30 protein-coding genes and 1 tRNA gene are annotated in these 25,849 nt (G+C 62.2%); 15 read left to right on the top strand and 16 right to left on the bottom strand.

Annotation, left to right across the window (positions count from 1 at the left end):
• Positions 1-5: 5 nt before the first annotated feature.
• The 3 genes from cobT to NKI72_RS11680 all read left to right on the top strand — a co-directional run bounded on the left by cobT (position 6) and on the right by NKI72_RS11680 (position 1,784).
• The gene (cobT, locus tag NKI72_RS11670) at positions 6-1,016 is read left to right on the top strand and encodes a nicotinate-nucleotide--dimethylbenzimidazole phosphoribosyltransferase (RefSeq protein ID WP_352831135.1); all 1,011 of its coding nucleotides are present in this window, start codon (positions 6-8) and stop codon (positions 1,014-1,016) included.
• A gap of 26 nt (positions 1,017-1,042) precedes the next feature.
• On the top strand, positions 1,043-1,462 hold the full coding sequence (locus NKI72_RS11675) for a hypothetical protein (protein WP_352831137.1): 420 nt from the start codon (positions 1,043-1,045) through the stop codon (positions 1,460-1,462).
• A gap of 70 nt (positions 1,463-1,532) precedes the next feature.
• A complete protein-coding gene (locus NKI72_RS11680) occupies positions 1,533-1,784 on the top strand; it encodes a hypothetical protein (RefSeq protein WP_352681703.1) in 252 nt (83 codons plus the stop codon).
• Positions 1,785-1,885: 101 nt separating this feature from the next.
• Here NKI72_RS11680 and NKI72_RS11685 read toward each other — a convergent pair.
• Positions 1,886-1,961 (bottom strand) — tRNA-Lys (locus NKI72_RS11685).
• A gap of 105 nt (positions 1,962-2,066) precedes the next feature.
• Complete coding sequence (locus NKI72_RS11690; protein WP_352831139.1) at positions 2,067-2,972, bottom strand: PhzF family phenazine biosynthesis protein; 906 nt, start codon at positions 2,970-2,972, stop codon at positions 2,067-2,069.
• 111 nt (positions 2,973-3,083) lie between these two features.
• Here NKI72_RS11690 and NKI72_RS11695 point away from each other — a divergent pair, with 111 nt between their 5' ends.
• From NKI72_RS11695 to NKI72_RS11710, 4 genes are all read left to right on the top strand, one after another.
• Positions 3,084-4,376, top strand: coding sequence for an efflux RND transporter periplasmic adaptor subunit (locus NKI72_RS11695; protein ID WP_352539596.1), 1,293 nt, complete (start codon positions 3,084-3,086; stop codon positions 4,374-4,376).
• A gap of 2 nt (positions 4,377-4,378) precedes the next feature.
• On the top strand, positions 4,379-5,089 hold the full coding sequence (locus NKI72_RS11700; RefSeq protein ID WP_352831141.1) for an ABC transporter ATP-binding protein: 711 nt from the start codon (positions 4,379-4,381) through the stop codon (positions 5,087-5,089).
• 2 nt (positions 5,090-5,091) lie between these two features.
• Positions 5,092-6,309 carry an ABC transporter permease gene (locus tag NKI72_RS11705; protein WP_352815349.1) on the top strand — a complete coding sequence of 406 codons (1,218 nt, stop codon included), beginning with the start codon at positions 5,092-5,094 and terminating at the stop codon, positions 6,307-6,309.
• Between the two features lie 114 nt (positions 6,310-6,423).
• Entirely contained in the window at positions 6,424-6,666 is a 243-nt protein-coding gene (locus NKI72_RS11710) for a hypothetical protein (RefSeq protein ID WP_352636669.1), read from the top strand.
• Here NKI72_RS11710 and NKI72_RS11715 read toward each other — a convergent pair.
• On the bottom strand, positions 6,663-7,391 hold the full coding sequence (locus NKI72_RS11715) for a hypothetical protein (protein ID WP_352831143.1): 729 nt from the start codon (positions 7,389-7,391) through the stop codon (positions 6,663-6,665). The two genes, NKI72_RS11710 and NKI72_RS11715, sit on opposite strands and share 4 nt — an antisense overlap.
• Before the next feature lie 7 nt (positions 7,392-7,398).
• Positions 7,399-8,511, bottom strand: a complete 1,113-nt coding sequence (locus tag NKI72_RS11720; RefSeq protein ID WP_352539592.1) for an endonuclease/exonuclease/phosphatase family protein — start codon at positions 8,509-8,511, stop codon at positions 7,399-7,401.
• Between NKI72_RS11720 and NKI72_RS11725 the strand changes: the two genes are divergently transcribed.
• The 3 genes from NKI72_RS11725 to NKI72_RS11735 all read left to right on the top strand — a co-directional run bounded on the left by NKI72_RS11725 (position 8,510) and on the right by NKI72_RS11735 (position 9,741).
• The gene (locus NKI72_RS11725; protein ID WP_352470206.1) at positions 8,510-8,647 is read left to right on the top strand and encodes a hypothetical protein; all 138 of its coding nucleotides are present in this window, start codon (positions 8,510-8,512) and stop codon (positions 8,645-8,647) included. The two genes, NKI72_RS11720 and NKI72_RS11725, sit on opposite strands and share 2 nt — an antisense overlap.
• Positions 8,648-8,696: 49 nt before the next feature.
• Positions 8,697-9,281: a BA14K family protein gene (locus NKI72_RS11730; protein ID WP_352539591.1), complete on the top strand. Its 585-nt coding sequence runs from the start codon at positions 8,697-8,699 to the stop codon at positions 9,279-9,281.
• A 175-nt stretch (positions 9,282-9,456) separates the two neighbouring features.
• Positions 9,457-9,741 (top strand): PilZ domain-containing protein, encoded by a 285-nt coding sequence (locus NKI72_RS11735; RefSeq protein WP_352470452.1) that lies wholly within the window; start codon positions 9,457-9,459, stop codon positions 9,739-9,741.
• Positions 9,742-9,751: 10 nt separating this feature from the next.
• Here NKI72_RS11735 and NKI72_RS11740 read toward each other — a convergent pair whose 3' ends face one another.
• From NKI72_RS11740 to NKI72_RS11760, 5 genes are all read right to left on the bottom strand, one after another.
• Entirely contained in the window at positions 9,752-10,375 is a 624-nt protein-coding gene (locus tag NKI72_RS11740) for a hypothetical protein (protein WP_352831145.1), read from the bottom strand.
• Positions 10,368-10,889 (bottom strand): hypothetical protein, encoded by a 522-nt coding sequence (locus NKI72_RS11745; protein WP_352539589.1) that lies wholly within the window; start codon positions 10,887-10,889, stop codon positions 10,368-10,370. Before NKI72_RS11745 ends, NKI72_RS11740 begins: the two co-directional genes overlap by 8 nt.
• A gap of 494 nt (positions 10,890-11,383) precedes the next feature.
• Positions 11,384-12,361: a DUF3592 domain-containing protein gene (locus tag NKI72_RS11750; protein ID WP_352831147.1), complete on the bottom strand. Its 978-nt coding sequence runs from the start codon at positions 12,359-12,361 to the stop codon at positions 11,384-11,386.
• Positions 12,362-12,618: 257 nt separating this feature from the next.
• On the bottom strand, positions 12,619-13,638 hold the full coding sequence (gene ilvC, locus NKI72_RS11755) for a ketol-acid reductoisomerase (protein ID WP_352831149.1): 1,020 nt from the start codon (positions 13,636-13,638) through the stop codon (positions 12,619-12,621).
• Positions 13,639-13,661: 23 nt separating this feature from the next.
• On the bottom strand, positions 13,662-14,315 hold the full coding sequence (locus NKI72_RS11760; protein ID WP_352539587.1) for a TetR/AcrR family transcriptional regulator: 654 nt from the start codon (positions 14,313-14,315) through the stop codon (positions 13,662-13,664).
• 156 nt (positions 14,316-14,471) lie between these two features.
• Between NKI72_RS11760 and NKI72_RS11765 the strand changes: the two genes are divergently transcribed.
• Positions 14,472-14,900 (top strand): anthrone oxygenase family protein, encoded by a 429-nt coding sequence (locus tag NKI72_RS11765; protein WP_352768909.1) that lies wholly within the window; start codon positions 14,472-14,474, stop codon positions 14,898-14,900.
• Positions 14,901-14,938: 38 nt separating this feature from the next.
• Here NKI72_RS11765 and NKI72_RS11770 read toward each other — a convergent pair whose 3' ends face one another.
• A complete protein-coding gene (locus tag NKI72_RS11770) occupies positions 14,939-15,391 on the bottom strand; it encodes a MarR family winged helix-turn-helix transcriptional regulator (protein WP_352539585.1) in 453 nt (150 codons plus the stop codon).
• A 100-nt stretch (positions 15,392-15,491) separates the two neighbouring features.
• Between NKI72_RS11770 and NKI72_RS11775 the strand changes: the two genes are divergently transcribed.
• Positions 15,492-15,797: a Rieske (2Fe-2S) protein gene (locus tag NKI72_RS11775; protein ID WP_352470198.1), complete on the top strand. Its 306-nt coding sequence runs from the start codon at positions 15,492-15,494 to the stop codon at positions 15,795-15,797.
• 1 nt (position 15,798) lies between these two features.
• Positions 15,799-16,524: a glutathione S-transferase family protein gene (locus NKI72_RS11780; protein ID WP_352768912.1), complete on the top strand. Its 726-nt coding sequence runs from the start codon at positions 15,799-15,801 to the stop codon at positions 16,522-16,524.
• Here NKI72_RS11780 and NKI72_RS11785 read toward each other — a convergent pair.
• Both NKI72_RS11785 and NKI72_RS11790 read right to left on the bottom strand, forming a co-directional pair.
• Positions 16,472-17,710 carry an FAD-dependent oxidoreductase gene (locus NKI72_RS11785; protein ID WP_352850171.1) on the bottom strand — a complete coding sequence of 413 codons (1,239 nt, stop codon included), beginning with the start codon at positions 17,708-17,710 and terminating at the stop codon, positions 16,472-16,474. The two genes, NKI72_RS11780 and NKI72_RS11785, sit on opposite strands and share 53 nt — an antisense overlap.
• A gap of 74 nt (positions 17,711-17,784) precedes the next feature.
• Positions 17,785-18,195 (bottom strand): winged helix-turn-helix transcriptional regulator, encoded by a 411-nt coding sequence (locus NKI72_RS11790; protein WP_352466906.1) that lies wholly within the window; start codon positions 18,193-18,195, stop codon positions 17,785-17,787.
• Between the two features lie 136 nt (positions 18,196-18,331).
• Between NKI72_RS11790 and NKI72_RS11795 the strand changes: the two genes are divergently transcribed.
• Complete coding sequence (locus NKI72_RS11795) at positions 18,332-19,222, top strand: SDR family oxidoreductase (protein ID WP_352831151.1); 891 nt, start codon at positions 18,332-18,334, stop codon at positions 19,220-19,222.
• 43 nt (positions 19,223-19,265) lie between these two features.
• On the opposite strand, the gene NKI72_RS11800 is transcribed toward NKI72_RS11795, so the two are convergent.
• The 3 genes from NKI72_RS11800 to NKI72_RS11810 form a co-directional block, all read right to left on the bottom strand.
• The gene (locus NKI72_RS11800; protein WP_352450049.1) at positions 19,266-21,185 is read right to left on the bottom strand and encodes a potassium transporter Kup; all 1,920 of its coding nucleotides are present in this window, start codon (positions 21,183-21,185) and stop codon (positions 19,266-19,268) included.
• Between the two features lie 158 nt (positions 21,186-21,343).
• Entirely contained in the window at positions 21,344-23,257 is a 1,914-nt protein-coding gene (locus NKI72_RS11805; protein ID WP_352815360.1) for a potassium transporter Kup, read from the bottom strand.
• Positions 23,258-23,353: 96 nt separating this feature from the next.
• Positions 23,354-24,094: a pyridoxine 5'-phosphate synthase gene (locus tag NKI72_RS11810; protein ID WP_352471639.1), complete on the bottom strand. Its 741-nt coding sequence runs from the start codon at positions 24,092-24,094 to the stop codon at positions 23,354-23,356.
• A gap of 115 nt (positions 24,095-24,209) precedes the next feature.
• Between NKI72_RS11810 and NKI72_RS11815 the strand changes: the two genes are divergently transcribed.
• Entirely contained in the window at positions 24,210-24,614 is a 405-nt protein-coding gene (locus NKI72_RS11815; RefSeq protein WP_352450052.1) for a SpoIIAA family protein, read from the top strand.
• Positions 24,615-24,633: 19 nt separating this feature from the next.
• Here the strand turns inward: NKI72_RS11815 and NKI72_RS11820 are convergent, their stop codons facing one another.
• Complete coding sequence (locus tag NKI72_RS11820) at positions 24,634-25,761, bottom strand: ATP-dependent DNA helicase (RefSeq protein WP_023720791.1); 1,128 nt, start codon at positions 25,759-25,761, stop codon at positions 24,634-24,636.
• Positions 25,762-25,849 lie beyond the last annotated feature (88 nt).

A 25,849-nucleotide genomic window follows, 5' to 3' on the forward strand; every position in this document is an offset into this window, starting at 1 on the left:
CCCCCATGCCTTTCAAATCGCTCGATGAACTGCGCGCCGCCTGCCTCGACCTGCCCACTGGCAGCGATGCCGCCGCAAATGCCGTCGCCCGGCGCCAGGACACGCTGACCAAGCCGCAAGGCAGCCTCGGCCGGCTGGAGACAGTAGCCGCCTGGCTGGCGCGCTGGCAGGGCCGCGACATGCCAAAGCTCGACCGCGTCAAGGTTTTCGTCTTTGCCGGCAACCACGGCGTCACCGCGCAAGGCGTGTCGGCCTTCCCGTCGGAGGTCACCGTGCAGATGGTGGCGAATTTCGCCGGTGGGGGTGCTGCCATCAACCAGCTTGCCCGCATTGCCGGCGCCGAACTCGACGTCATCCCGCTCGACCTCGACCGCCCGACCGGCGACTTCACGCAAGAGCCGGCGATGGACGACGAGGCCTTCCTCGCCGCCGTCTCCGCGGGCTACGACGCGATCAGCAAGGAACTCGACCTCGTCTGCTTCGGCGAAATGGGCATCGGCAACACCACGCCGGCGGCGGCCATCTCGACCGCGCTGTTCGGCGGCGGCGCGGAGCGATGGACAGGGCGTGGCACCGGCGTCGACGACGCCGGCCTCGTGCGCAAGATCGTCGCCATTGAGGCCGGCCTGAAGCGCCACGCCCCGGCGCTGGGCGATCCCCTGAAGGTAGCGGCAGCCCTCGGCGGCCGCGAGCTTGCGGCGATCTTGGGCGCTACACTGGCGGCGCGCCATCTCGGCGTGCCGGTGCTGCTCGACGGCTTCGTCTGCACCGCCGCCGCGGCACCCTTGGCCGGGCTGCATCCTGCCGGCCTTGCCCACACCATGGCCGCTCATGTCTCGGCCGAGTCCGGCCACCGCCGCCTGCTCGAAGCGCTCGGTCTGCCGCCGCTGCTTGATCTCGGCATGCGTCTCGGCGAAGGCTCCGGCGCTTGCCTGGCGGTCAACATCGTCCGCTCGGCGCTCGAATGCCATGCCCGCATGGCAAGCTTCGCCGAGGCCGGCGTGTCGGAGAAGTAAGGCGGAGCCAAGCGCGGATCGCGTTGATGAACAAACGCTCACAGATCTTCGGAGACCCCAAACAGGGGCTTCGCGATATTCTTGCTCGGATCATCAGAGATTTCGATAGCAAGAGCGGCGCCTTTGCCGGGCTGAAATACAATTCGCCGTGGATACTCGCCACCGAGGATTGGGCAGAGCGATCGGGCCATACGGTCGAAGAGCTATGCGAGATGATTTCTCAATGGCGAATCTCAATCTTTTCTGGCGAGCAGACAGACCCGAGAATCGTTCAGATTTTTGAAGATCTTCGCAGCGCCGCGGAAGATTGGCGAACCGAGACAGACTACATCGATCCACCGCTTCCCTACGATCCTGAAGAGGCAAAATTCCCCAATCGCAAAGAACTGAAAGCGCATACCCTCAGGGCTTGGGGATTCTTTGGGATTATCGACGCAGTGGCATAGCTATGATGCCAAGGACCTTAGGTTCTGCGGAATTTTTGAGAACAGATTTGGTCACGATGTTACAGTCACAATGACCTTTAAGCTTGGATATGGTGGGCCTATCCGGCTGGATTTTCACTTTCCTTACTACGCAGACGATGAACCTACATCCTTTGGACTGGGCGGTCTCTCGGGCGAGGCGCTATTCAATGCACTTCGACTGCCCAGGCATCCTGAACTCGAATGGATCGCAGGCAAGAGCAAAACAAACTTCGATGCCGTCGACGGCGTGATAGCCATAACGCGAGCAATCCTGACCTATCTGAGGCCCACCATCCAATAGTCGGGCGAGCCGACCGCAGCTGGCTGATACGTGCAAACCTGCAAAACGCCGTCTCGCGTTCCCAGCTCGTTAAGGTCCTTCCACCAAATCCTGGAGATTTTTGGTGGGTGCGCACAGGATTGAACTGTGGACCCGCTGATTAAGAGTCAGCTGCTCTACCAACTGAGCTACGCACCCACTCGGCCGGCAAAACCGGCGTTGGCGGGCATATAGCCGCCGATATCCGCCATGTCCAGCCCCGTGGGATTCATTTCCCGACAAATCGCCGAAGTGCCGCGCCCGTCAAACAAAAAGCCTGCCTTCAGCCACCTTCACCGCATGGCCGCCGATGCGGGCGGCCGCCAGTTTGCCGCCTTCGACATTCAGTTCGAGGCGAATGCGCGAAGGCCGGCCCATCTCCAGCCCCTGCTCGATCCACAGTTGTGAAACGCCGTCCGTCGGGCCGTCGAAATGCATGATCGCGCCGGCGAAGGCGGCCGCCGCTGAGCCGGTCGCCGGGTCTTCGTAGGACGGATTGCCGGGCACCATCATGCGGACATGGAAGGCGCTGTCGTGATGCACCGTCTCGCGGCAATAGACATAGGGGCTGGCGAAGGCCCATTCGCTCTTGCGTGGTGCGAGCTCCGACCAGGCCTGGTTGTCCAGCCTGATCCGGGCGGCCGCCTCCAGATTGGCGACGGGGATGGTCACGTAGGGCACGCCCGCCGACCAGAACGAAACGCGGTGGTTCTCGAAGCCGATCTCGTGCGGCCCAAGGCCAAGGGCCGCGCCGATCGCCTCGGGATCGGCCGACAATGCCAGCTGCGCCGGCAGTTTCGCCAGGTCGAACTCGGCAAAGGTCGAACCGTCGTGCTTGCTGACAGCGCAGCGCACCGGGCCAATATTCTCCTCGAGCACGAAGATGCCGGCGGCCTCTCCCGCAATTTCGGCGAGCGCTATCGCCGAGCCGACGGTTGGGTGGCCGGCGAACGGCATTTCATAATCGGGCGTGAAGATACGGATGCGGGCCCGGTGCTTCGGGTTGTCCGGCGGCAGCACGAAGACGGTTTCGGACAGGTTGAACTCGCGCGCCACCGCCTGCATCGTCGCAACGTCCAGCCCATCACAGTCGAGCACCACGGCCAGCGGATTGCCGGCCAGCCAGTTGGTGGTGAATACGTCGTAAAGCAAGTAATTCCGCGGCTGCATCTCAGTAAGTCCTCTGCCTCATTCCAAACATGAGCGAAATTTAATTTGAATTTTGAACCATAAGGCCTGATTTGTGCACCGATGGGATATCACTGAACATAGGGGTCCGGCGTGGACCAGATTGTCAATCTGCCAAAGACGGAATCCGCTTCCGCCATCGAGACGGCGCTCGGGCTCGACCACCAGGGCCTGAAGACAAAACGCCGTCGCGGTTGGGGTTACGCAGTGTTCGCACTGCTTGCCGTCGCCGCGAGTGTCGTCGGCTACCAGTGGTATGCGGGCTCGCCCGCCAAGATCGAGTATACCACGACACTGGCCGCCATGGCCGACCTTACCGTCGCCGTTTCGGCTACCGGCGCGCTGCAGCCTCTCACCCAGGTCGATATTTCCAGCGAACTCTCCGGCGTCGTCCGCTCGGTTTCGGTCAACGAGAACCAGCTGGTGAAGAAGGGCGATGTGCTGGCCGCGCTCGACACCGCAAAGCTGGAGGTGCAGATCGAGCGCGCCCAGGCCTCCGCCAAGGCAGCGGCGGCGAGCGTCGAGGACGCCACCGTGACCCTGGCCGAAAACGAAAAGGCGCTGGTGCGCGCGGCGCAACTGACCAAGCGCGGCATGGCGACGGACCAGTCGCTCGAAGCGGCAACCGCCACCCGCGACCGCTCGAAGGCGGCGCTTGATATCGCCAAAGCCAACCTCGCCATGGCCAATGCCGATCTCAAGGCGCAACAGACGGATCTTGCCAAGAGTACCATCTACGCTCCGATCGACGGCATCATACTGACGCGCTCGGTCGACCCCGGCCAGACGGTCGCCTCCTCGCTGCAGGCGCCGGTGCTGTTCGTCATCGCCGCGGATTTGAAGAACATGGAATTGAAGGCTGCGGTCGACGAGGCCGATATCGGCGCCGTCAAACCCGGCCAGCATGCGCGCTTCACCGTCGACGCGTTCCCCGAACGGCCATTCGACGCCGAAATCCGCGACATTTCCTATGCCTCGGTCACCACCGACGGTGTCGTTACCTATGATGCAAGGCTCGACGTCGACAATAGCGAGCTTCTTTTGCGGCCCGGCATGACAGCCACCGTCTCGGTCGTCACCAAGCAGGCCAAGAACGTGCTCACCGTGCCATCGATCGCCTTCCGCTACCGGCCGGCGCAGACGGCGGAGCGCGGCTGGAGCCTCACCGACCTGTTCACCGGCCGCATGGGACGCCCCGGCGGCAACCGCCAGCACCAGGCGGCGGCGAAGCCCACCGACGGCTCGCGCACGCTCTACGTGCTGGAGAATGGGCGGCCGCATCCGGTCAACGTCAGGGTCGGCTCGACAGACGGAGAACTGACCGAGATCGTCTCCGGCCTGGAGGAAGGCGCGCAAGTCATTACCGCCTCGCAGCAGCGGAGCTGATCGTGGCATCGGGCGCGACCACCCTCATAGGCTTCGACAAGGTCTGGAAAAGCTATGGCCAGGGCGAAGCCCGGGTGCATGCGCTGGCCGGCGTCGACCTCGCCATCAGGCGCGGCGAATTCATCGCCATTATGGGCCCGTCCGGTTCGGGCAAATCGACGGCCATGAACATCATTGGCTGCCTCGACACGCCGACCGCTGGGACCTGCAGCTTCGAAGGCATCGACGCCGGCCGTCTCGATCGCAATCGCCGCGCCGTACTGCGCAACCTCTATGTCGGCTTCGTCTTCCAAGGCTACAACCTCTTGCCGCGCACCACGGCGGCGGAGAATGTCGAACTGCCGCTGATCTACCGCGGCGTTGGTGCCCGCGAGCGTCGCGGCCTTGCCATGCAGGCGCTTGCCGAGGTCGGCCTTGTCGGCCGCGAGCATCATACGCCAGCCGAGCTGTCCGGCGGCCAGCAGCAGCGCGTGGCGATCGCCCGCGCCATCGTCACCAGGCCGACGCTGCTCGTTGCCGACGAGCCGACCGGCAATCTCGACACCGCACGCACGCACGAGATCATGGAACTCCTGACGCAGCTGAACAGCGAGCTCGGGCTGACTATCGCCATGGTCACGCACGAAGCCGATGTTGCCGGCTATGCGCAGCGCACGATCCGTTTCCTCGATGGCCATGTCGCCTTGGACACAGCCAATCTCGAGATGGCCTAGCCATGATCTGGGAAACCGTTCGCCTCTCGCTCCGCTCCATCCGCCGCAACGTGCTGCGCTCGTTCCTGACGCTGCTCGGCATCGTCATCGGCGTCGCCGCCGTCATCGCCATGCTGACCATCGGCTCGGGCACCACCGAGAAGGTCAAATCCGACATTTCCAAGCTCGGCAGCAATCTGCTCGTCATCCGTTCCGGCCGTCCGGCCGGGCCTGGCGGACCTGGAGGGCTCGATCAGGTCGTCCGACCGCTGGGCGACAAAGATCTCGCAGCGCTTGTCGCGCATCTGGACGGCGCGCGTGCCATCTCGCCGGCGTCGCAAAAGCAGGTGCGCGTCATTTTCGGCACCGAAAGCCTGACCTCGGGCGTCACCGGAACCGACAGCGTCTATCTCGATGCCCGCGACTGGAAGCTGGTTTCGGGCCGTCCGTTCAGCGATTCGGAAACCCGCTCGGGGACCGGCGTCTGCCTCATCGGCGAGACGGTGCGCCAGCAGTTCTTCGGCGCCGGCGACCCTGAAGGCGAGATCATCCGCGTCAACCGCACTTCCTGCAAGATCATCGGCTTGCTCGAACCGAAGGGCTATACCGGTTTCGGCCAGGACCAGGACAATGTCGTGCTGATGCCGCTCGCCGCCTATCAGCGTCGCATTGCCGGCAATCGCGACATCGATTCGATCTATGTCGCCGCCGACGACCGTACGCCAACCACGGTGCTGCAGCAGCGCGTCGAGGACATCTTGCGCGACACACGCCGCATCACGCCCGACCGCGACGATGATTTCTCGATCCGCGACATGACCCAGATCGCCGATGCCATGGCCAGCGCGACCACCACCATGACTGGCATGCTCGGCGCCGTCGCCGGCGTCAGCCTGCTCGTCGGCGGCATCGGCATTATGAACATCATGCTGGTGTCGGTAACCGAGCGCACGCGCGAGATCGGCATCAGGCTCGCCATCGGCGCCCACGAAAAGCACATCCTCATCCAGTTTCTGGTCGAGGCAACCGTGCTGTCGCTGCTTGGCGGCATCATCGGCATCCTGATCGGCCTGGCGCTGGCCGGCCTCGCCTCGCTAACGCTGACGATCCCGTTTGCGCCAAGCCCGGCGGTCATCCTGCTTGCGGTCGGCTTTTCCGCGCTGATCGGCATGGTGTTCGGCTTCTTCCCGGCGCTGCGCGGCGCGCGGCTTAACCCGATCGACGCGCTGAGGCATGAATAGGCATTGCAGCAAGTGTCGCCTCCAGACGCTGCCAATTTTTTATGCAACCTGCCCTTGTCGCAGCACATTCTGCAATGATAACAATGCTGTTGGGGACTAAGGGGGGAACAATGGATGAGCAAGAAAGCGCGACTGGCTCTGGCGATTGTGATCGTCGAAGCCGCCTTGGCAGGGCTTTGGTGGAATTTGATCCTTTATGGGATGGACAACCCCGATCGCGTCACCGCTGACTTCCAGCAGGTAATTGGGCAGACGATGGGAACGGCGATGGGCGCGCTCCTGGGTCTCGGCGTGCTGTTGTATTTTGTTGCCGCCCGCAACGACCGCAAGGCTATTGAAGGTAGGCTACGACGTTAGAGTTGGAAACCTTGCTCGCTCGCAAAGTGCCATTCGATCAGCGGTCTCATATGCGGCATCAGCCCGTCCGGCAGGTCGGCTGCATTGCGGATGATGACGGGGCCTTCGATTTCAGGCTCTGATTCGGCGGCGACGAATGCACTGATCCGCTGTGCCAGGTCGTCGGCGGAGGCCGTCTCGCGGTAGCGGCGAAAGATCACCGTGCCGGTTGCCGTCGACAGGGCGTAATAGCGCCTGCCGCGTGTCGCACCTGATAGATCGAGCCCGGTTTCCTCCAGTACCTCGCGGATCATGTTGAAGTCGACGTCAACAATGCCGTCGCGGAAATCGGTTGGCTCGAACGAACCGGCGGCGAAGTAGACGCGCCCGGCATTGACCGTATGCGGTGCCATACGGATCGCCACCAACGCGTTGTCGCCGGCGACCAGCATGGCGTGCGCGTAGGCATGTTCGGCGCCAGGCACCTGTCGATTGCTGCGCCAAAGCATGAAGGTCGAATAACGCACCGCATGGCAACGGCCGACTAGGCGATTGTCGCGATAGCTGAGAGCGGAAAGCAGCACCACGGTGCCGTCGAAAAGCGCCGGCTTGGCCGCGGTCTCACGCCGCCAGTTCGCCGCGATCGCGTCGGCATGATCGCGCTCGAACGGATGCGGGCCGGAATCGAGCCTGACGTCGATGGCATCGACCGGCAGGATGACGTTGCGCGGCAAATCGAAACTCACGCCTGTCTCACACCATGTCGAGGGCAATTGCTACTGGGCAATGGTCGGATGCCTTCGGCCGGTCCCACCCGGCGCGTGGGAAGCGCTCGACCTCCTGGCCCGCCGGAAATATGGTGCGCCAAGGCTGCCCGCTACGGATGATATCGGGAACGGCGGTGGCGTTCTGCCTGGCTAGCGCCCTCGACAAAAGGATGTAGTCGAGCTGGCAGAGATGCCGCTCTTCCGGTCCGCGCGTGTGATAGAAAGTCCAGCGGTCCATTTCCGGCCGCCGCTCGACCGTGTTTTCGCAAAAACCGCCGGCAGTGAGCACGTCGATGCAGGACCGGGTCTCGTCGATCACCTCGAAGCGATGGCCGTCGAAAACATCGCCAGTGATCTTCACGCGCTGCCGGTAGTCGTTCATGTCGCCGCAGATTGCCCAGCGCTTGTCGGCGGCATTATCCTTACCGAAGCGCTCCTCGATGATCCGGCGCACCGCTTGCGCCTCGGCGATGCGCAGCGGCATTGTCGCCTCGCGGCCGTCGAGGCCGTTACGGGGCGAGCCCATCGACTTGAAATGCACGAGATACAGCGTCAACGGCGCGCCAGCGACCGTCAGATCGATTTCCAGGCAGTCGCGTCGGAAGATGCGTTCATTGGCCTGGTGACCAAGCGCTGCCAATTCCGCCGTGTGCAGGCCGAATTGCTCGAACGTGACATAGGCGTAGCTAGTCATGCGCACGAATTCGATTGGCTGGCCCTGCGCGGTCTCGTTGCGCATCATCACGGCGACGTCGATGCCGCGCGAATCATTGCCGGCGGTGGTGTATTTCTGCCGGTAGCCTTGCCCCACCATCTTGAACAGATAGCCATATTCGAAGGCCCTCAGCGCCTCGATATTGTCGACTTCCTGCATGCAGATGATGTCGGCGCGGGTGGCCGCGATCGCCAGCGCCGTCAACTGGCGCGTGTCGTCGGATTGCGCGATCGCCCGCGCCTGCTCGAGCATCTTGTATTCGGCCTCGCTCTGGATGTCGAAAAGCGCCAGTGTGCGATCTTCGTTGAGCTGATTGCGGTATCCGGAATAATCAAACCTGTTCATTAGGTTTTCGACGTTGAAGGTGGCAAGGCGCAGCGACATGGCTTTGAGCTTTGCCCGCAAGCGCGCCCGAAAACAAGGGCGCAGAAACCAGGCGGCTCTGATTGATCGCGCGCTCGCCATGGTTGACGGAACCTTTTTGTTCATCTTCCGTTCAGATGGAAAGTTCCATCAATAGGCCCTTCCCCGAGGTTTCTGGGCGTGGGGCCTGAATTTCGGAGAGTGCGATGAAACCGCTCTTTTTATCTTCCGTCAGATCCGGGCTGATGGCCCTCGGTCTGATCGCCAGCCTCTCGGCCCCGTCGCTTGCCGGGCCGATGCCCAAACCCCTGCTGCCGGTGGCGGGCAACGCTGCCGACATCGTGCAAATTCGTGAAGATTGGGCAGGCGGCAATGACAGGCAGATCTGGCGTTGGCGCAATCGCGGCTTTCGGCAATGGCACGGCGGCGACGATTGGAGATGGCGGTCCCACAATTTCCGCGGCCGTCATTTTTCGAGACACTGGGACAATGGCGGCTGGGACGACAGCTGGCGCTGGCGCCACCATCGCCGCCATTACCGCGGCGGCTACTATGATGATGGTGCGGGTGCCGCGATTCTTGGCTTGGGCCTGGGCCTCGGCCTTGGCAGCCTGTACAACAGCTACAACTACTACGACGCGCCGCCACCGCGCCGCTATTATCGCGCAGGGCGGCTTTCCAGTGCTCATGTCCAATGGTGTTACAATCGCTACCGGTCGTACCGCGCCTGGGACAACACCTTCCAGCCCTATTACGGGCCGCGCCAGCAATGCTACTCGCCCTATAGGTAAGCAGGCCGACAACAAGCATCATTCGGCGCCGTGCTTCGCGGCGCCTTTTTCTTCCAGCCAGGAACCGCGAACATCGCCCAGTCCCGACTGCTGATAACGCTATTTTTATCAGGCAGGTCTAATAATCCTCCCGATCAGAACGCCCGAGACGCGAAAAATGGCTGGATTGCGTGCGATGGCCGAGGACGAACAGAGGGACAAACACCGGCAGCGCGTCTTGAAGGGCGCGACGATCCTGACCGGCGTGAGCAATTCCGAGGTCACATGCACGCTGCGCAACATGCACGCCGGCGGCGCCGAATTGAAGGTCTCGATCGACGCGCGCGTGCCCGATGAGTTCCTGCTCTATGTTCCGACCGACGGCATTGCCTACAAGGCCGTGGTCCGCTGGCGCCGCGAGGATCGTATCGGCGTGATGTTCACCGGTACCGAACCAAAGCCCAGTTGGCACTACGGCTGAGATCCCGGCGCTATCCGGGTGGCAGGACTCGCAGTGTCTGCTCGTCAAACAGCGGCTCATCCTGGCCGACGCGAACGAATAGAAGCTTTCGCAGTTCGGGTGATTGCACCTCGAAATACTGAATGCCGTCCGGGGCTTCGCCCCATTCGCCGCAAGGCGGTACGCCGACCTCGTCAGGGTTGGCGACGGTCTTCAATTCCTCACGATAGGCGGCATTGGGACTGAAAACATACCGGAGGATGCGCGCGGGCGTCGCCCCTTCGGTGTAAGGCATGAGCACGCAACGTGTGCTGATGGCTTTCTCGGTCTTCTCCGTAAAAATGCGCTGCAACGCAGCATCGGCGGCCTCGCCAGGCAGCATATCGAAGACTTCGACGACAGGATCGGCCGGCCCGCCGTCGCTGTATTTGATGGCAAGAGCATTGCCGCCAAGCTCGAAATGAATCCGGCGAAGACCGAAATCGCAACGCTGCACCCAGGCAGCCAGCCCGACATCCCTGTCCGCCAGCCGTTCCCAAGCGCATTTGTCGACAGGCGGACGCGACGGCTTGCTTTGGTCGGCACGAGCGCCGGTTGCCATGGCAACAAGGACCGGCAGGGCGCAGATGCAGGCCGGCAGTCTCTTGCTATTCATCGCTGCAACCCGACAAGGTAAAGGCATCCCAGGCTGAACCGTCGGGATTGGCATTGGCGAAATCGGGCCATTCGGTAAAAATCGCGCCGAAGTCAGGCAACAGCAACCCTGCCGGTGCCGGCGAGGCTTCGCGGGAATTCAACTGCTCGGCACCGCCTGCATTGAACGCATAGACTTGCCCATCCCACACTCTGCACAGCCCGGTGCCGTCCTCGAGACCAGCCTCACGATCGTCGTCGGTGCAGGTGTGCCGGATCGTGCCCACAGGAAAGGAGTACTTGCCATTGGTCCAGGTAATGTCCGACGGCAGACGAATGTCGGTATTGGGCACGATCAACGAAAAGACCTCGGTCGTCAGCGCGGCCGGCTCGTTGTTGGTTGGCCGGAACTGTATCGTCGCTCCCGAACGCGGCTCGCGATAGGTCGCATGGCTGAGCGAACATTCTGTTGCGTTCGCTGCTTGCAACAGGCTCAGCATGCTCAGAAAAATAGCTGCTGCTTTGCGGATGATCATTTAAGTCCCTTGGAGCAGCATCATTGTGAAGTTTGAGCATCGATGCTTTAGCATGGCCCAAGGCCGCGTCGAAAAGAAAGAATCGATGATGCGAAATCTCTTGATGCTCATTTCGATCTTAACATTTACGTGCGGCAGCGCCTTTGCCACGGAACCCTATGTGGGCACATGGTCCGGGGACAGATCGAACTGTACCGCCGTTGCGGATGTTCAACGCCAGACTGTCTACACATTGTACCGCGACGCGCTGTCGGTCCCTGCTCTCGGCTGCGAACACGCATCGTTTCTCAAGACGCCTACGGGCTGGGTGGCTCGGGCCAGCCAATGCTACGGATCCGACCCGTCGGCCGAAGAGCCGTTCTCCCGTGTCATCCATATTGTGGTCGACGGGGCGACGGTGAGATTGACATGGCCTGGCTTCGACAGCGGAGTTCTTGTCAGATGCTGAAGACAGGCGTCTTTTTCCGCTGGATATGCAGCCTAGGACAGCAGCTTCAGATGACGCCTACCAGCAGCGCGGCTCCACCGAGGAGGCCAACTGCGCAGACCCACAGGAGCCAGAGCCCGCTCACCCTGCATTCGAGAACCGCTGCAACCGGGTTGTCGGGATCGTAGTGGACCTCGACCTTGTCGCCCTGGAGGTAGCGCTGCGATCGACCGCTGACGAGGCTCGGCAGCGAAGCCGTCACGTTTGCGCCGAACGCGATGCGATCGGCGGCGTAGCGCTGGCCGGCGACGCTATAGCTGTAGACGACGCGGGATTTGAAGACTGTCCGCCAGGGCCGATAGCCGCCTCCGGACCTGTCGCGGGTCTCGAATTTCTGCAGGCCCGAAGCATCGATGCGTCCTGCCGTGATCGGCCATTTGGCCGCCTGTTCCGCAAGTGACTTCTGGGCAAAGCCCATGCGCAGGACAAACAATCCCATGAAAAGCAGCAGGGCAGCGGCGCCGAGGTTCTGCGGCCTGGGCAAAAACGGCCGGATCGCTTCGAGGACGCCGCCGACGGAGAAGACCAATACAAGCGCGCCGACCACCAGCCCGGCCGAAAGCTGGACCATGAACTTGAAGGAGCCGTCGGGCATGGTGCGTTCGATCACCGCCTTGGCTGGATCGGCCGGATTGTAGAAGACGGTTACGCCGGCCCCGTTTGGAAATTTCGCAAGGGTTTCCGCCACTGCAAAGTTTCCAAGGTTCTCCTGCACGCTGTAGTGCGAACTGCGAAATGTCTTGCCGTTCACCTTGTATTCGAAGGTGATTGCCGGGAAGTTGCGGATTTCGGTCGACCCTCTGCTGTCCGAACCGGATCCCGAACTGGTCACCTCGCGGGCCTCGACCCGCGACGAGATGATTTTTCCCGGCGTCGGAGACCAGCGGCTGACCGCCCTCACCTCCCACCATTTCAGCAAGGTGACGAGGGAGAGCATGCCGGCAACCGCGCAGGCAAACCCGATCAACAGAAATTTGAGTTCCAACTCTCACCCCCTTGGCACTTTTGTGCCATGCCCCGCACAGGCATATCACGGTGATGAGGATAGTGCGCCTGTCCAGAAGCCTGGAAACCACACGATCTTGATGCGAAAAGGCCGGCGGATCGCTCCGCCGGCCTTTCTTGATCGGCAATGAAATTGCGATCAGTTCTTGGCCTTGTCGACCAGCTTGTTCATGGAAATTCCCACGCGCCCGCAGGGCGAAGCCCGAGGACGGGTAACGAAACGAACGTGGACGTCCTTCAGTTCTTGGCCTTGTCAACCAGCTTGTTCTTCGAAATCCACGGCATCATCGCGCGCAGCTTGGCGCCGACTTCCTCGATCTGGTGGCTGTCGTTGTTGCGGCGGATGCCCTTGAAGCGCGACATGCCGGCGCGGTATTCCTGCATCCATTCCGAGGTGAACTTGCCGGTCTGGATATCCTTCAGCACGCGCTTCATCTCGGCCTTGGTCTCGGCGGTGATGATGCGCGGGCCCGAGACATATTCGCCCCATTCGGCGGTGTTCGAGATCGAGTAGTTCATGTTGGCAATGCCGCCTTCATAGATCAGGTCGACGATCAATTTGACCTCGTGCAGGCACTCGAAATAGGCCATTTCCGGCGCGTAGCCGGCTTCCACCAGTGTCTCGAAGCCGGCGCGGATCAATTCGACCAGGCCGCCGCACAGCACCACCTGCTCGCCGAACAGGTCGGTCTCGCACTCCTCGCGGAAATTGGTCTCGATAATACCCGAGCGGCCGCCGCCAACGCCGCAGGCATAGGAGAGCGCCAGGTCGAGCGCATTGCCCGAAGCGTCCTGGTTGACCGCGACCAGGCACGGCACACCACCGCCCTTCTGGTATTCGCCGCGCACCGTATGGCCAGGCCCCTTCGGCGCGATCATCACGACGTCAACCGAAGCTTTGGGCTCGATCAGGCCAAAATGCACGTTGAGGCCGTGGGCAAAGGCGATCGCTGCGCCATCGCGGATGTTCGGCGCGATCTCGGATTTGTAGATGTCGGCCTGCAGCTCGTCCGGCGTGGCCATCATCATCAGGTCGGCCCACTTGGCGGCATCGGCTACGCTCATCACCTTGAGCCCGTCGGCCTCGACCTTCTTGGCGGTCGCCGAGCCGGCTTTGAGGCCGACGGCGATGTCCTTGACGCCGGAATCCTTGAGGTTGAGCGCATGCGCCCTGCCTTGGCTGCCATAGCCGATGATGGCGACCTTCTTGCCCTTGATCAGGTTGAGATCGGCATCGCGATCGTAATAGACACGCATTTTTGTTCCTTCCCGTTTTGAATTCAGAGGCCTTGCGGCCCGGTTTTTGCCCCGTAAAGAGCGAGAAACTGCTGCGTCGCCCGGACGGCATCGCCGCCGATCGCCGCATCAGTCAATTCCAGCCGGTCGCCAAGCAGCAGGCGGATCTGCACGTCGCGGGCGACCAGCCCGAAAAAGGTGCGGAACGCCGTCTCCGCGTCGGAAAACTCGAGGAAACCAGCTTCCTTGCCTGCCTCCAGCACCGGTTTAAGGCGCCGGGCCAGTGCGAAGCGGCCGTTCTCCAGCACGATGGCGCCGAGATCGTCCTTCCCCGAACTAGCATGGCCGACCGCCACCCTGTTCAGCGCGATCGAGGTGTCGCTCGAAATTACCTTGAGCCAGTCCGAAGCGAAGCGTTCGAGGCTCGCCGTCAGCGAAGGGAGGTCGAGCCCCTTGCGGTCGACCGGCACTACCCGCACCTTAGACGCCTGCCATTGTACCGTTGCCGTCAACAGCCCGTCGCGATCGCCGAACCATTTGTAGAGCGTCTCCTTCGAGCAGCTCGCCCGCCGCGCCACGGCGGTCATGGTCAACTGATCGCCCTCTTCGACCAGCAGGCGAAGGGCGGCGTCGAGCACGTCCTTCTGCCGCTCCGTCAGCGCCTCGCTGGTTTCGATGTCGGTCACAGCGTGCAACACAGTTTTTCCTCAGGACGCGAACTCACCCGCAGTTCAGATACGAGCTCGATGGCGTACCGTACGTTACGGTTCGGCTTTATGGCGTATTGCCCGACCCGACGCAAGCCTTTATTTCTGTAGCTTGCTCCATGCGGGGCATCACGGGAGACACTGATCATGCTCGCCGGATTGCTTGCGTTGACCGTTACCGCAGTGTTCGCGGGTGCGGCTATCTACGTCAGCGTCGCCGAACAGCCGGCGAGGCTTCGCCTCGAGGACAAAGCATTGCTGCAGGAATGGCAGCCTTCCTACAAGCGCGGCGCCGCCATGCAGGCCTCGATCGCCGTCATCGCCTGTATTCTAGGCCTCGTCGCGTGGTGGCTGACCGGCAATCTCGCTTTTCTGGCCGGCGCTGTGCTGATCATCCTGCCTTGGCCATGGACGCTGCTGGTGATGATGCCGGCAAATAGGTTGCTGGAGGCGATGGACGCGAACTCCGTCAATCCTGAAGCTCGGACATTGATCGCCAAATGGGGCAATCTGCATCTGGTCCGCGTCGGGCTTGGCGTTCTGGCGACGTTGGCATTCCTCTTGGGCAGTGCCTGACCTCGCCAATCGGTCGCCATCTTCGTCATGAAGGCGTGTCACTCCAGGGCGGGCGGATCTCGCAGGCGCCCAAGCAGAGCTGACAGCGCGTCCAGTTCAACATTGGAAAGCCGGGAGCCGACCAACTCCGCGATCGACCGGCCGTAGACAGCCCACATGCGGCGGCGCGTCTCGCGTCCCTTGTCTGTGACGCGGACTGTTTGCCCGCGGCCGTCATCGGCAACTGGAAGCTTCTCGACCTGCCCGTCGGCTTCGAGCCGCGCCAGCAGCCGGGAGATGTTGTACTGCGCAAACAGGGTGCGCTCGGTGAGTTGGAACGGCCGCAATCCGCCCTCGCCCGCCTCGGCAAGCTCGTGCAGGATGTCGTACCAGGCAAGCGGCGGCAGGCCACTGTCCTTCAGCGCGTCCTCGGCTCTTTCCAACAACTGGCGCGAAACCCGCATCAGGCGGGCCCAGGCCTTGATGGCTGGAGGTGAAGGAATCCCGGTCATGATTGCATCGTAGGCGATAGATGCAATTGCATCAAGCTTGACGATCGATGCAAATGCATCTATATAGATGCAATCGCATCAATCACGAGAGGCAATTCCGATGAAGCATGAAATCTGCAAGATCGCCGACATTCCGGAAACAGGCAGCCTCATCGCTCCGTTTTTCGGCCGCGAGGTCCATGTCTACCGCAGCGGCGAGCGTATCCGCGCCGCCGCCAACGTCTGCCTGCATTTCGGTGGCCCGCTCGACTGCAAGGACGGGAAGCTCGTCTGCCAGTGGCACGGCGCCTCGTTCGACATGGCGAACGGTGATCGCCTCGAAGGCCCGGCGCCGAAGGGCTCCCGCCTGATGTTCCTCTCCACCCGCGTCGAGGACGGTGCTTTGAACTATGTCTGGGGGGAGTGAGATGACCGACAAGCTCACTCTCGTCAGCCATCATCTTTGCCCCTATGTGCAGCGCACGGCGATTTCGCTTCGCGAAAAGGGCGTGCCATTCGAGCGCATCACGGTCGATCTCGCCAACAAGCCTGCCTGGTTCAAGGCGATATCGCCGCTCGGCAAGGTGCCGCTGCTCCGCGTTGAGCATGACGGCCAGGAAACGGTGATCTTCGAATCGCTCGTCATCCTCGAATTCCTCGAGGAAACCCAGCCCAATCCGCTGCATCCCACCGACCCCTACGCCCGTGCCCGGCATCGCGCCTGGATCGAGTTCGGCTCGGCAATCCTCAATGCCATCGGCCGCTTCTATTCAGCTCTCACCGAAGCCGCCTTCATCGCCGAACGCGGGGCTCTGGCAGCAATGTTCGATCGCCTGGGAGTGGAACTGGCGAACGGCGCGGCTGGGCCATGCTTCGACGGCGAGCGCTTTTCACTGGTCGACGCGGTCTACGGCCCGATTTTTCGCTATTTCGACGTCTTCGACCGGATCGGCGATTTCGGCATCCTGGACGGAAAGCCGCATGTCCAGGTGTGGCGCGAGGCGTTGCGCAAACGCCCATCCGTGAAGGGCGCGGTCGCTCCCGATCATCCGCAACGCCTCCATGCATTCTTGCAGGCTAAGGGTTCGCACCTTTCGGAAATCATCCGCCAAGGCGATCCGGCCACAGCGCTTCCGCAAGCCCTATCGGCTTGAATGGATTGGGCACCGTTCCTGTAACCATGGAAGCAAGAAACTGCGGCGCCGGCGGGACTTTTGCCAGCGTCGCCACCAGCCTGTCGCGGACGAACGGCATCACAATCGAATCCGATTGATAAAACGGCGTCAGCACCAGCGACAGCGTCTGGAAGACCCGCACATGCCATCGCCGCGCCCGAACGTAAGCTTCCAGCGCAGTATCGATACGGTCCGTTCCTATGAGCGCGTAGTTGAGCGCGGCTGCATCGAGCAGCGCCATGTTCGCGCCCTGCCCGAGCTGCGGGCTTGTCGAATGGGCCGCGTCGCCGATAACGGCCAATCGCCGTCCGGCTGGCGTCTTCATCGTGTGATGGCCATAGCGCGCCAGCGAGAGCTGCTCGAAACTGTCGATCTGGTCGATGAAGGCCGCGCATTCAGGCCACAGCCCGACCAATCTCGCCTTCCATGCCTCGAGACCTGCCGCCCAGACGCGCTCGGCATCCGCCGGCTTGAGGCTCCAGAAGAATGCCGCCATCTTCTGGGCATCCGGCTCGGGCCGGCCGATTGGCAGCACGCCGATCATCACGCTCGCGCTGTCGTAGCGCTGCAGCAGCGCGTGCTCGTCGAAACCCTCGCCGCGCCAGCCAAGCGATGCCCAGAACGCGCCATAGGCGAGCGATCGCGGTTCGCCCGGATTGTTCACGCACCGCCGCAGTTTGGAGCGCGAACCGCTGGCATCCACTACCAGGTCGAACGACCCTATCCGTTGTCCGTTGCCGCAGATCAATGTTGCCCGCTCGCCGGTTTCCAGCGTCTCGAGCTCGATACCTGTCTCAATGGTGAGCGCCTGGCGCCGGGCGGCGCGGAAAAGCACGCCGAACAGAGCCGCGCGGTGCACCGCCAGCCCGAAGCGGCCGCCACTCCGGGCATCGTAGCGGACGTCGAGCACTGTGCGGCCGGTCTTGGCATCTGCACCATGCAGGCGGTCTATGCGGCTGCCCAGCGCCAGAATGTCATCGAGCAGGCCGAGATCGGCAAGCACCATCAGCCCGGTCGGCTGCAGGATCAGCCCGGACCCGACCGGTTGTGGCTGGTCGAAGCGCTCGAAGATGGTGACCCTATGTCCGGCGCGCGTGAGATAGAGCGCGGCGGCAAGTCCAGCCGGCCCGGCGCCGGCAATCGCGATGTCCAGAGAATTGCCCATCTGCCCGCCCCAACCCAGGCCGGACAATCCTTCAGCACCGCCGCTAAATCAAGCCGCCGTCTCGGCCTGGAGGCTCAGCCTTCGGCAGCATCGAAAACCTTCCGTGCCTCGCGTACAGCGCCGTGATTGAGCTCGGCCCATTGGATCAGCTGATGCAAGGGTCCAAACATCGAGCGCCCGAGATCGGTGAGGCTGTATTCGACGCTCGGCGGTTTGGTCGGGAACACCTGGCGATGCACATAGCCGTCGCGCTGCAGATCGTGCAGCGTCTGGGTGAGCATGCGCTGTGAAATATCGGGCACCAGCCGCCGCAATTCGCCGAAGCGGTACGGCTTCTCGGCCAAGGCCTCCATCAACAGTGAACTCCATTTATTGCTTATGCCCTGGATCACGTCGCGAACCGGGCAATCCGCAAGGTTTCCGCCACCGCTGCCTGCTTTGTATATCTCGAGCTTCGATCTCAGATTGACGATCTTGCCGTCCATGGCTGGTTCCCTGGGTGTGCCTACCTCCCGCAAAACTGCCTTCTTTACGAGGATGGGTCAATTCCTATTTTAGTGCTGGTCTCTTTTTGAGACTAACATATGCACCCGCCGCTCCGGCGCAACGTCAGGACATCTCATGACCGACACCCTTCTCGTCACCGGCGCCTCCGGCCAGCTTGGCCGCGGCGTCATTAATCATCTGCTTGACACGCTCAAGGTCTCCCCTCAGCGCATCATCGCCGCCACCCGCAACCCGGAAAATCTGGCCGATCTGGCAGCCCGAGGCGTCACCATCCGGGCAGTCGACTTCGACGACGCCACGTCGTTGGCCAGTGCATTTACCGGTGCGGACAGGGTTCTGATCATTTCGACAAACGAGCTCGCCGTTCCGGGCAAGCGCCTGAAGCAACATGAGGCTGCGGTCGCCGCAGCAAAAAGCGCCGGCGTTTCGCATCTGCTCTACACGTCGATGCCCAGTCCGGAGCCAGGATCGCCGGTACTGTTTGCGCCTGATCACCACGGCACCGAGCAGGCGATCAAGGCGAGCGGTATCCCCTACACCATCTTCCGCAACGGCTGGTATCAGGAGAACCTGTTCATGGCGCTGCCGCACGCCATCGCGTCGGGGCAGTGGTACACATCCGCCGGAGACGGCCGCATTGCCCATGGCGCGCGCGACGACATGGCCGCGGCGATCGCCGCCAGCCTTGCTTCGAGCGGAACCGAAAGCACGACATACACGCTGACCGGCCCCAAGGCCCACACGATGGCCGAGATTGCAGCCCTCGTCACCGAAGTTACCGGCAAGCCGATCGAGGTCGTCCAGCTTTCGGACGAAGCGCTGACCGGGGGATTGAAGGCAGCCGGCGTCCCCGAAGGTTTCGCGCCTGTCATCGTTTCCTTCGACACCAACACACGCTCCGGCCGCATCAGCATGGTGACGGACGCGATCGAGACGCTGTCCGGCAGGAAGCCGCGGCCGCTGAAGCAATTTCTTGAAGCAAACAAGGCGGCTCTGGTGAGCTGAGCCTGACAAATGGCGGTGCCCTTCGAAGGGCACGGCCGTTTGCTCAGATAGCCACCTGCGTTCCGATCTCGACGACGCGTCCGGTCGGGATCTGGAAATATTCCGTCGCATCGGCCGCCGTGCGCGCCAGCCCGATGAACAGCTTGTCCTGCCAGACCGGCATGCCGGAATTGGGCGAGGCCTTGAGAGAGCGCCGCGACAGGAAGAAGGACGTCGTCATGATGTCGAACTTCCAGCCCTGTTTGCGGCAGATCGCCAGCGCACGCGGGATGTTGGGCTGCTCCATATAGCCGAAGGTCAGCGTCACCCGCATGAACAGCTCGTTGACCATTTCCATCTTGACGCGCTCGCTGTCGGGCACGACAGGCTGCGGCGCAGTCACCACCGAAAGGATGACGTTCTGCTCGTGCAGCACCTTGTAGTGCTTGAGGCTGTGCATCAGCGCCGTCGGCGCGCTCAGCGGGTCGCTGGTCAGGAACACCGCGGTGCCCGACACCAGATGCGGCTTCTTCTTCAGCAGATTGCCGGCGAGGAAATCCAGCGGGATCTCGTTCCGGCGCGTCTTGTCGAACAAATAGCGGCTGCCGCGGATCCAGGTCCACATAGTCATCACGATAACTGCGGCGATGGCAAGCGATGCCCAGCCACCTTCAAACACCTTGACTATGTTGGCGGCAAAGAAGCCGGTATCGACGAAGGCGAACACGGCCATCAAGGCGATCGCGACGCCGAGCGGCCATTTCCAGATGCGCGTCATCACAACAAAAAGCAGCACATTCGTCACCAGCATGTTGCCGGTCACCGAAATGCCGTAGGCCGAGGCCAGGCGGCTGGATTCGCCGAAGCCGACCACCAGCAACATCACTACCAGCGCCAGCATCAGGTTGATGCGCGGCAGATAGATCTGGCCCGACTGTTTTTCCGACGTATGCTGGATAACGAAACGCGGCAGCATATTGAGCTGCACCGCCTGTCTGGTCAGCGAAAAAGCGCCGGAGATCACCGCCTGGCTGGCGATGACGGTCGCCGCCGTCGCCAGCACGACCATCGGAATAAGCGTCCAGCCCTGGTTCATCTCGAAGAATGGATGACCGACAACGCCGCCATTTGCCAGCACGAAGGCGCCTTGCCCGACATAGTTGAGCAACAGACAAGGAAACACGATTGCCAGCCAGGCGAGTACGATCGGCTTGCGGCCGAAATGGCCGAGGTCGGCATAGAGCGCCTCGGCGCCGGTGACGGCGAGGAAGACCGCACCAACCGTGACGAAGGCGACATCGGGCGAGTTGACCAGGAACGACACGATGTAATGCGGGCTGATCGCCAGCAGGATTTCCGGATCGGCGATGATGTGGTTAATGCCGGAAAGGCCGATGGCCAGGAACCACAGCGCGGTGACTGGCCCGAACACCAAACCTACGCCGCCGGTGCCGAATCGCTGTACCGCAAACAGGATCGCCAGGATGGCCAGTGTCAGTGGCACCACATAGGGCTGGAATGTCGGCGTGACGACGTTCATACCTTCGACCGCCGATAGCACCGAGATCGCCGGCGTGATGACTGCGTCGCCGAAAAAAAGCGCCGCGCCGACGATGCCGATGCCGAGGATCACCGCCGAGCGCGTCGGGAAGCTGTTGCGCGCCAGCGCCATCAGCGACAGCACCCCGCCCTCGCCTCGATTGTCGGCGCGGAGCACGAACATGATGTATTTGATGGTGACGGTGATCGTCAGCGACCAGATGATCAGCGACAACACACCGAGGATGTCGCCACGGTTGGCGACGTTGCCACCGGCCGATGCGTGCAACGCCTCGCGAAATGCATAGATCGGGCTGGTACCGATATCGCCGTAAACCACGCCGAGCGCGCCCAGCATCAGCACCTTGGTGCTGTGCTGCTCGACCTCAGAATGGCTGGATTGTTCGACAGGTTCTGCCTCGTTACCAGCATTGGTAAGGGCCATGGACGACACTCCGGTAAGCGGGCGGTGCTCTACGCTTGCTGCGCTGCAATATCAAGTGCCGTCACGTAATGGCTCCGTCCCGATATTGCGAGCCCTCCACGACTTGGCAGACTCAGTCCGATCGGCAGACCACCTGGAATGTCGCAACGGACACGTTTTTAAATAGCCACCTGCGTCCCGATCTCGACGACGCGTCCGGTCGGGATCTGGAAATATTCCGTTGCATCGGCCGCCGAGCGCGCCAGCCCGATGAACAGCTTGTCCTGCCAGACCGGCATGCCGGAATTGGGCGAGGCCTTGAGAGAGCGCCGCGACAGGAAGAAGGACGTCGTCATGATGTCGAACTTCCAGCCCTGTTTGCGGCAGATCGCCAGCGCACGCGGGATGTTGGGCTGCTCCATGTAGCCGAAGGTCAGCGTCACCCGCATGAACAGCTCGTTGACCATTTCCATCTTGACGCGCTCGCTGTCGGGCACAACCGGCTGCGGTGCCGTCACCACCGAAAGGATGACGTTCTGCTCGTGCAGCACCTTGTAGTGCTTCAGGCTGTGCATCAGCGCGGTCGGCGCGCTCAGCGGATCGCTGGTCAGGAACACCGCGGTGCCCGACACCAGATGCGGCTTCTTCTTCAGCAGATTGCCGGCGAGGAAATCCAGCGGGATCTCGTTCCGGCGCGTCTTGTCGAACAAATAGCGGGTGCCGCGTATCCATGTGGACATGATCAGCCCCATGCCGCAGGCGACCGTGATCGACACCCACCCGCCTTCGAGGATCTTGACGACGTTTGCGAGGAAAAATCCGGTATCGATCGTGCCGAACAGCAGTGTGAGCGCGGCCGCCAGTGCAAGCTGCCATTTCCACCGGAACCGCATCACCACGAACAGCAGGATGGTCGTCATAAGCATTTCGCCAGTCACCGAAATGCCATAGGCGGAAGCCAGCGCACTCGAACTGCCAAAGCCGACAACCAGCAACATCACGCCCAGCGCGACCACCAGATTGACCCGCGGCATGTAGATCTGGCCGGATTGCATCTCGGAAGTATGCTGCACCTCGATGCGCGGCAGCAGATTGAGCTGTACCGCCTGGCGAGTCAGCGAGAACGCGCCGGAGATCACCGCCTGGCTGGCGATCACCGTCGCTGCCGTCGCCAGGCCAACCATGGGCATCAGGGCCCAATCAGGCAGCATTTGGAAGAACGGATTGGTGGGTTTGCCGCCATTGGCCAGGACGAACGCCCCTTGTCCGAAATAGTTGAGGAGCAGACAAGGGAACACGACGGAGAACCACGCCAGCACTATTGGCCTGCGGCCGAAATGGCCGAGATCGACATAAAGGGCTTCGGCCCCGGTGACCGCCAGGAACACAGCCCCGACCGTGACGAACGCACCGGTGGGCGTATTGGCCAGATAAGCGACCGCGTAATAGGGATTGATCGCCAGCAGGACCGACGGGTCGTCCAGCAGATGGTAGACCCCGGCGGCACCGATCGCCAGGAACCACGCTGCCGTCACCGGTCCGAACACGGCCGCCACCCTGCCGGTGCCAAAGCGTTGCACGGCAAAAAGCATTGCCAGGATGATCAGCGTGATCGGAACAACATAAGTTTCCAGCGTCGGGGTCACCACTTCCAGGCCCTCGACCGCCGAAAGCACGGAGATGGCCGGCGTTATGATGGCGTCGCCGAAAAACAGCGCCGCGCCGCAAAGTCCGATCCCCAGAATGAACCGGGCTCCCTTTGGATAAGCGTTGCGCGCAAGCGCCATCAGCGACAGCGTGCCGCCCTCACCCTTGTTGTCGGCTCTGAGCACGAAAGCGACGTACTTTATCGTGACGATGATCGTCAGCGCCCAGACGATAAGCGACAGCACGCCAAGGACGTCGTTGCGCGCTACCGGTCCCGACGATGCGTGCAGCGCTTCCCGAAACGCGTAGATTGGGCTCGTGCCGATATCGCCGTAAACCACGCCCAACGCGCCCAGCATCAAAACTCTGGTGCTGTGCTGTTCGGCCTTGGAGTGGCTGGATTGTTCGATGGGTTCTGCCTCGCTACCGGCGTGGGCAAGAGCCATGGACGACACTCCCATAGACGTGCGGCGCTCGACGCTGCGGGATGGAAAGGACGCGCTGCCGTGCCCGGAACGCATGGCCTATCGGCTCGCCTTTCTCTACCAGCCACAAGCCTTCAGAAACCGCCTGACCGTTGCGGCCATGCCATACTCCAACGCATCGGCTGTCAACCCATGTCCGATCGACACTTCGGCCAATGCTGGGATGCGCCTGGCCAGCGCCGGCAAATTGCTCACCACAAGGTCGTGCCCGGCGTTGACCTGGAGCCCTGCCGCCAATGCGGCATCCGCCGTCTTTCCCAATTTCTCCAATTCCTTCGCCGCTTTTGCCGAATCGGAATGATAGCTGCCGTATGGACCCGTATAGAGTTCGATCCGATCGGCGCCGGTGTCGCGAGCGGCGTTCACGCCAGCGGGATCCGGATCCGAAAACAGCGACACGCGAAAGCCTCCCTTCTTCAGGCGCTTGACGACCGGTGTCAGGAACGCAGCCTCGGCGGCGAAGTTCCAGCCATGGTCGGAAGTCGCCTGCGCCGGGTCGTCGGGCACCAGCGTCACCTGCTCGGGCTGATGCTTTTCCACAAGCGCCAGGAACTCCTCGGTCGGATAGCCCTCGATGTTGAATTCCGCATTCGGGAACTCGTCGTCGATCAGCGCCCTGATCTCAGGCAGATCGGAATGCCTGGTGTGCCGCTCGTCGGGTCGCGGGTGCACCGTGAGCCCATGCGCGCCGGCGGCAAGGGCGATGCGTCCGAGCCCCGTCACGCTTGGCCACGGCAGGTCGCGCCGGTTGCGCAGCATGGCGATCGCATTGAGATTGACGGAAAGCTTTGCAGGCATTTGCACGGCTCCAGGCTGATCTTGGCGCGCATCTATACCGCCTTTAATGGGAACAGACAGAGGGTTTCAGGTGTTCCAAGGTGTGCGAAGGAAATCGAGCGCAAGGAGTTCCCTGTTGAATTTTCTCGAGGCCGTGCCGGCGGTTCGCCGCATCGACACCGATCGCGAAGACCTCTTCGCCATCGATGTCGTCGGCCATGTCGCAGCGGCTGACGCCGAAAACCTGTTCGGATTGCTGGAGGCGGCCTATGCGCTGCATCCGAAGATCGACGTGCTGGTGCGCCTGATCGACCATGAGGGTGTCGACTGGGCCGACGTATCGGACGAGACGATCGAACAGGGCATAGCTCATGCCGTGGAGCATATCGGCCGCTGCGCGGCGATCGGTGAGCCGAACTGGATACCGGAGGCAAGAGCCTTTTTGCCTGCCTCTTTGCCTATCGAACTCCGGCATTTCGAGGCCAAGGACGAAGCCGCCGCCTGGGAATGGCTTGACGCCAGACCGATCGCCCAGCGCTGATACGACGGACCTGACAGCCCTATCGGACGATCGTCAACCGTTCGGCCGCGCGCGTGATAGCGGTATAGAGCCAACGCTGGCGAGTTTCCTTGAATGCCCAGCTTTCGTCGAAAAGCACGATCTCGTTCCATTGCGACCCTTGCGCCTTGTGCACGGTCAGTGCATAGCCATAGTCGAAATCGTCGAAACGTTTCTTCTGCTGCCAGGGAATGTCGGCGTCCGGATCTTCGAATGCCGCCTTGAGCAGCTTGATCTTGGCGACGCCGCGATCCGGGTCGTCTTCCTCCGGCGAAACCAGCAGATTGATGCCAGGCTTGACCGTCTCGCGCGACGAGGTCATCACCTTCCACAACGAGCCGTTGAGCAGTCCCTTGGCCGGATCGTTGCGCAGGCAGACCAGCTTGTCGCCGGCTTGCGGATAATCGGCGTTGAACCCCTTCAGCTCGCGCAGCCGCTGGTTATAACGGCGGCGCGTACGGTTGGTACCGACCAGCACCTGGTCCGCCTTCAGCACCAATTCCTGGGTGACGTCTTCCTTGCCGATCACTTGCGCCGCGCCATAGTCGCCGCGCATGAACTCGCGGCCCTCGCGCACGTCAAGCGCCAGCCGGATGATCGGGTTGTCTCGCGCTTGGCGATGGATTTCGGTGAGCAGAATGTCCGGCTCATGGTCGGTGAAGAAGCCGCCGCCGGAGATTGGCGGCAACTGGCCGGGATCGCCGAGCACCAGGATCGGCGTGCCGAAGCTCATCAGGTCACGGCCGAGCTGCTCGTCGACCATCGAGCATTCGTCGATGACGACGAGCTTGGCTCGCGAGATCGGGCTCTGCCGGTTGAGCGAAAATGTCGGCGACATCGATGTCTTGCCGGTCACCTCGTCCGCTACCGATTCCTCGCCCTTCGGCCGGTAGATCAGCGAATGGATGGTGCGGGCATTGACCGCCCCCTTGGAACGCAGCACCTGCGCCGCCTTACCGGTAAACGCGGCGAACTGCACCTGGCCGTCGACATGCTCGGCGAAATAGCGCGCCAGCGTCGTCTTACCGGTGCCGGCATAGCCGAACAGCCGGAACAGCTGCGGCTTGCCTGCTTTCAGCCAGCCGGCCACCGCCTTCAGCGCCTCGTCTTGTTGAGGAGAGAATTCCATCAGCGCGACAGACCGGATTCGCGAGGGAAAGACAAGGTGACTGCCGTCACCGGCAAATTTTCATCGCCGGCAATCACGCCGCTGCGAC

The organism is Mesorhizobium sp. M0437 (assembly GCF_040321335.1).
GTDB lineage: Bacteria > Pseudomonadota > Alphaproteobacteria > Rhizobiales > Rhizobiaceae > Mesorhizobium.

Coding starts and splice junctions, on each gene's coding strand:
- cobT (WP_352831135.1), top strand. CDS start 6: ATGCCTTTCAAATCGCTCGATGAACTGCGCGCCGCCTGCCTCGACCTG.
- NKI72_RS11675 (WP_352831137.1), top strand. CDS start 1,043: ATGAACAAACGCTCACAGATCTTCGGAGACCCCAAACAGGGGCTTCGC.
- NKI72_RS11680 (WP_352681703.1), top strand. CDS start 1,533: ATGACCTTTAAGCTTGGATATGGTGGGCCTATCCGGCTGGATTTTCAC.
- NKI72_RS11690 (WP_352831139.1), bottom strand. CDS start 2,972: ATGCAGCCGCGGAATTACTTGCTTTACGACGTATTCACCACCAACTGG.
- NKI72_RS11705 (WP_352815349.1), top strand. CDS start 5,092: ATGATCTGGGAAACCGTTCGCCTCTCGCTCCGCTCCATCCGCCGCAAC.
- NKI72_RS11710 (WP_352636669.1), top strand. CDS start 6,424: ATGAGCAAGAAAGCGCGACTGGCTCTGGCGATTGTGATCGTCGAAGCC.
- NKI72_RS11725 (WP_352470206.1), top strand. CDS start 8,510: ATGGCTTTGAGCTTTGCCCGCAAGCGCGCCCGAAAACAAGGGCGCAGA.
- NKI72_RS11720 (WP_352539592.1), bottom strand. CDS start 8,511: ATGTCGCTGCGCCTTGCCACCTTCAACGTCGAAAACCTAATGAACAGG.
- NKI72_RS11730 (WP_352539591.1), top strand. CDS start 8,697: ATGAAACCGCTCTTTTTATCTTCCGTCAGATCCGGGCTGATGGCCCTC.
- NKI72_RS11735 (WP_352470452.1), top strand. CDS start 9,457: ATGGCCGAGGACGAACAGAGGGACAAACACCGGCAGCGCGTCTTGAAG.
- NKI72_RS11740 (WP_352831145.1), bottom strand. CDS start 10,375: ATGAATAGCAAGAGACTGCCGGCCTGCATCTGCGCCCTGCCGGTCCTT.
- NKI72_RS11745 (WP_352539589.1), bottom strand. CDS start 10,889: ATGATCATCCGCAAAGCAGCAGCTATTTTTCTGAGCATGCTGAGCCTG.
- ilvC (WP_352831149.1), bottom strand. CDS start 13,638: ATGCGTGTCTATTACGATCGCGATGCCGATCTCAACCTGATCAAGGGC.
- NKI72_RS11765 (WP_352768909.1), top strand. CDS start 14,472: ATGCTCGCCGGATTGCTTGCGTTGACCGTTACCGCAGTGTTCGCGGGT.
- NKI72_RS11770 (WP_352539585.1), bottom strand. CDS start 15,391: ATGACCGGGATTCCTTCACCTCCAGCCATCAAGGCCTGGGCCCGCCTG.
- NKI72_RS11775 (WP_352470198.1), top strand. CDS start 15,492: ATGAAGCATGAAATCTGCAAGATCGCCGACATTCCGGAAACAGGCAGC.
- NKI72_RS11780 (WP_352768912.1), top strand. CDS start 15,799: ATGACCGACAAGCTCACTCTCGTCAGCCATCATCTTTGCCCCTATGTG.
- NKI72_RS11785 (WP_352850171.1), bottom strand. CDS start 17,710: ATGGGCAATTCTCTGGACATCGCGATTGCCGGCGCCGGGCCGGCTGGA.
- NKI72_RS11790 (WP_352466906.1), bottom strand. CDS start 18,195: ATGGACGGCAAGATCGTCAATCTGAGATCGAAGCTCGAGATATACAAA.
- NKI72_RS11795 (WP_352831151.1), top strand. CDS start 18,332: ATGACCGACACCCTTCTCGTCACCGGCGCCTCCGGCCAGCTTGGCCGC.
- NKI72_RS11800 (WP_352450049.1), bottom strand. CDS start 21,185: ATGGCCCTTACCAATGCTGGTAACGAGGCAGAACCTGTCGAACAATCC.
- NKI72_RS11805 (WP_352815360.1), bottom strand. CDS start 23,257: ATGGCTCTTGCCCACGCCGGTAGCGAGGCAGAACCCATCGAACAATCC.
- NKI72_RS11810 (WP_352471639.1), bottom strand. CDS start 24,094: ATGCCTGCAAAGCTTTCCGTCAATCTCAATGCGATCGCCATGCTGCGC.
- NKI72_RS11820 (WP_023720791.1), bottom strand. CDS start 25,761: ATGGAATTCTCTCCTCAACAAGACGAGGCGCTGAAGGCGGTGGCCGGC.